Origin of the sequence: Streptomyces silaceus (genome assembly GCF_001419745.1) — a bacterium.
Classification (GTDB): Bacteria; Actinomycetota; Actinomycetes; order Streptomycetales; family Streptomycetaceae; genus Streptomyces; species Streptomyces silaceus.
The window spans coordinates 1-3,870 of the sequence record NZ_LIRJ01000554.1 but is presented as its reverse complement, the minus strand read 5'-3'; the positions used below and the strand labels follow the sequence as shown (position 1 = coordinate 3,870).

General features: G+C 69.2%; 3 protein-coding genes and 1 pseudogene. All 4 read right to left on the bottom strand.

Annotated elements, in window-relative coordinates:
• Window positions 1-634: flavodoxin-dependent (E)-4-hydroxy-3-methylbut-2-enyl-diphosphate synthase (locus tag AOK22_RS36470; RefSeq protein WP_167357929.1), on the bottom strand; the 634-nt coding region annotated here is incomplete at its 3' end.
• Between the two features lie 232 nt (window positions 635-866).
• A complete protein-coding gene (locus AOK22_RS36465; protein ID WP_055702962.1) occupies window positions 867-2,168 on the bottom strand; it encodes a M50 family metallopeptidase in 1,302 nt (433 codons plus the stop codon).
• Window positions 2,165-3,421, bottom strand: a complete 1,257-nt coding sequence (gene dxr / locus AOK22_RS36460) for a 1-deoxy-D-xylulose-5-phosphate reductoisomerase (RefSeq protein WP_055702961.1) — start codon at window positions 3,419-3,421, stop codon at window positions 2,165-2,167. Before dxr ends, AOK22_RS36465 begins: the two co-directional genes overlap by 4 nt.
• Window positions 3,422-3,498: 77 nt before the next feature.
• Window positions 3,499-3,870, bottom strand: a pseudogene (locus AOK22_RS36455) (preprotein translocase subunit SecA); the annotation flags it as partial.

Sequence of the window (3,870 nt, the reverse complement as noted above, 5' to 3'; positions counted from 1 at the left end):
GGTAGTCGCACTGGGCGGCCAACTGGCGGTAGGCGTTGACCATGACCACCGGGTCGTTGTGCTTGACCGAGATCTTGATGTCGCGGAAGTCGTGCTCCTCGAAGAGGGACGCCTCCCAGAGGGCCGACTCGACCAGCGCCTCGGGGGTCGCCTTGCCGTACTTCTTCAGCAGCCGCGCGTCCAGGGAGCCCGCGTTGACGCCGATCCGGATCGGCGTGCCCGCGTCCTTGGCCGCGCGCGCGATCTCCTTGACCTTGTCGTCGAACTGCTTGATGTTGCCGGGGTTGACGCGGACCGCCGCGCACCCGGCGTCGATCGCCGCGAAGACGTACTTCGGCTGGAAGTGGATGTCCGCGATCACCGGGATCTGGGACTTCTTCGCAATCGTCGCGAGCGCGTCCGCGTCGTCCTGCGTCGGGCAGGCGACGCGCACGATCTGGCAGCCGGACGCGGTCAGCTCCGCGATCTGCTGCAGCGTGGCACCGATGTCCGACGTGCGCGTGGTGGTCATCGACTGCACCGAGACCGGCGCGTCCCCGCCTACGGCGACCGAACCGACCTGGATCTTCCGGCTGACCCTTCGGTCGGCGAGCTTGGTCGGGACGGACGGGATTCCGAGCGATACGGCAGTCATCTGGCGAGCATCCCCAAGAGTGTGGATCACTAGGTGTGGATCAGGGTCCCGAGATCGGCGGGCCCCCGGGCTTCGAGATTACGGCACCCCGGTGGGGCCGGGCACATCACGGCGGCAACTCCACTCAATGGTGGGCGGCCCGCCACATAGAGTGCTGGGCCGCCGCAAACCTCTCGTAACCGGAACTTCTTCCGCCGGACGTCCTCGTTCCGCGGACGCCCTGCGGGTCCCGTCAGGAGATGCGCACCGGATTCACCACGTCCGCGATGAGCACCAGGATCGTGAAGCAGATGAAGATCCCCGCCACCACATAGGCGACCGGCATCAGCTTCGCGACGTCGAAGGGTCCCGGGTCCGGGCGGCGCAGGACCTTCGCCGTGTTCCTCCGCAGGGACTCCCACAGGGCTCCCGCGATGTGGCCGCCGTCGAGCGGGAGCAGCGGCAGCATGTTGAAGAGGAACAGGGAGAGGTTGAAGCCCGCGATGAGGAACAGCATCATCGCGATCTGGTTCTCCGGCGGGATGTCCAGGGTGAACACGTCGCCGCCGACGCGGGCCGCGCCGACCACGCCCATCGGGGAGTCCTGCTTGCGCTCGCCGTCACCGAACGCCGCGTCCCACAGATCCGGGATCTTGGACGGCAGGGCGATGATCGACTCGACGCCGTTCTCCATCATGTCGCCCATGCGGTCCACGGAGTCGCCGAAGGACTGCTGGACGATCCCGCTGGCGGGGGTGAAGCCGAGGAAGCCCGCGAAGACGTACTTGCCCTCGACGTACGCGCCGTCGCCGTCGGTCTTGGTGACCTGGTTCTTGATCAGGTTCGCGTGCAGGTCGAGCCGCTTGCCGCCCCGCTCGACCGTGATCGTGGCCGGGCCGATGGTCTCGCGGATCTTCGACTGGAGCGTGGACCAGTCGTCGACGGCCTGCCCCTGGAAGGCGACGATCTTGTCGCCGGGCTTGAGGCCCGCCGCCTTGGCGGGGGCGACCTGGTCGCCCTTCTCGCACTTGGCGCGGTTCTCGCTCTGCTGGATGACGCAGTCCGAGACCTTGCTGACCTGGGTCGTCTGGCTGTTGATGCCGAACGTCATCATCACGCCGAGGAAGATCGCCACGGCGAGGACCAGGTTCATGAAGGGGCCCGCGAACATCACGATCACGCGCTTCCACGGCTTGCGCGTGTAGAAGAGGCGGGACTCGTCGCCGGGCTGCAGTTCCTCGAAGGCGGCCGAGCGGGCGTCCTCGATCATGCCGCGCCACGGGGACGTGGAGCGTGCCTCGATGCGGCCGTCCGCACCCGGCGGGAACATGCCGATCATGCGGATGTAGCCGCCGAGGGGGATGGCCTTGATGCCGTACTCGGTGTCGCCCTTCTTGCGCGAGAACAGGGTCGGCCCGAACCCGACCATGTACTGCGGCACGCGGATGCCGAACATCTTGGCGGTCGACAGGTGCCCCAGCTCGTGCCAGGCGATCGAGAAGAGCAGCCCGATCACGAAGACGACTATCCCGAGGATCATCATCAAGGTCGTCATGCACGAGCCTCCGCGGTCGCCTTGCCTGCCAGTTCACGTGCCCGAGCACGTGCCCAGGTCTCCGCTTCGAGGACGTCCGCGACGGTCAGGGAGGTTCCCGCGGCCGGTGTGCCGTGTTCCGCCACGACCTCGGTCACCGTCTCCATGATTCCGTTGAAGGGCAGCGCGCCCTTCAGGAACGCGTCGACGCACTCCTCGTTGGCGGCATTGAACACCGCCGGGGCCGTGCCCGCGAGCTCCCCGACGTGCCGGGCGAGCCCGACCGACGGGAAAGCGTCGTTGTCGAGGGGGAAGAACTCCCAGCTCGACGCCTTCGTCCAGTCGAAGGCGGGGGCGGCGTCGGGGACGCGCTCGGGCCAGCCGATGCCGATCGCGATCGGGCCGCTCATGTCGGGCGGCGTGGCCTGGGCGAGGGTCGAGCCGTCGGTGAACTCCACCATGGAGTGCACGTACGACTGCGGGTGGACCACGACCTCGATGCGGTCGAAGGGGATGTCGTACAGCAAATGTGCCTCGATGACCTCCAGACCCTTGTTGACCAGGGTCGCGGAGTTGATGGTGATCACCGGGCCCATGGCCCAGGTGGGGTGCGCCAGGGCGTCCTCGGGGGTGACGTCCGCGAGATCGGCCTTCTTACGTCCCCGGAAGGGGCCGCCGGAGGCGGTGACGACCAGTTTGCGTACGTCGGCGCGCTTGCCGGCGGCGAGCCCCTGGAAGAGCGCGGCGTGCTCGGAGTCGACCGGGATGATCTGGCCGGGCTTGGCGATCGCCTTCACCAGCGGTCCGCCGACGATCAGGGACTCCTTGTTGGCGAGCGCGAGGGTGCGGCCCGCTTCGAGGGCGGCGAGCGTCGGGGCGAGGCCGATGGAGCCGGTGATGCCGTTGAGGACCGTGTGGCAGTCGGAGGCGGCGGCCTCGGTGGCGGCCTCGGGGCCGGCCAGGATCTCGGGGAGCGGCTCCCCCGCGTACTGGTCCCGCAGGGCCTCGCGCAGCGCCGGGACGACGTCCTCGCGGGCGACCGCGACGGTCCTCACCCGCAGCCGGCGGGCCTGCTCGGCGAGGAGGCCGACGCGGCCGCCCGCGGCGGACAGCGCGGTGACGCGGAAGCGCTCGGGGTTGCGCTGCACGAGGTCGATGGCCTGGGTGCCGACCGAACCCGTGGAGCCGAGGATCACGATGTCCCGCGGGCCGTCTCCCGTCAGCGGGTCGAAGACTAGGTGCGGATCGGCGAGGGGGGCTGGGCTGTCGCTCATCCCCCCATTGTTGCCGCATGGGCCGCCCGGCCGGACAGCGCGGGCCCCGATAGGGCGTACGTGGCGTACGGCGGCGGTCAGCGCCGCTTGCCGCGGCGGTCCGCCGGCGCCTCGTCGGCGCCCCCGAAGTCGCCTTCCACGACGCCCTCCGCGGTGTCCATCGTCGGCGCGCTGAAGTGCAGTTGGCCGTCGCCCCGGCCCGCCCGCAGGCCCTTGGCGCTGATCTCCACGGCGTCCCGCTCGGCCTGGTCCCGCGGCTCGACCTGGACCTCCAGGTTGAACAGGTAGCCGACGGACTCCTCCTTGATCGCGTCCATCATCGCGGCGAACATCTCGTACCCCTCGCGCTGGAATTCGAAGAGGGGGTCCCGGCCCAGGTAGGACCGCATCCAGATGCCCTCCTGGAGGTAGTCCATCTCGTAGAGGTGCTCGCGCCACTTGCGGTCGAG

Coding starts and splice junctions, on each gene's coding strand:
- AOK22_RS36465 (WP_055702962.1), bottom strand. CDS start 2,168: ATGACGACCTTGATGATGATCCTCGGGATAGTCGTCTTCGTGATCGGG.
- dxr (WP_055702961.1), bottom strand. CDS start 3,421: ATGAGCGACAGCCCAGCCCCCCTCGCCGATCCGCACCTAGTCTTCGAC.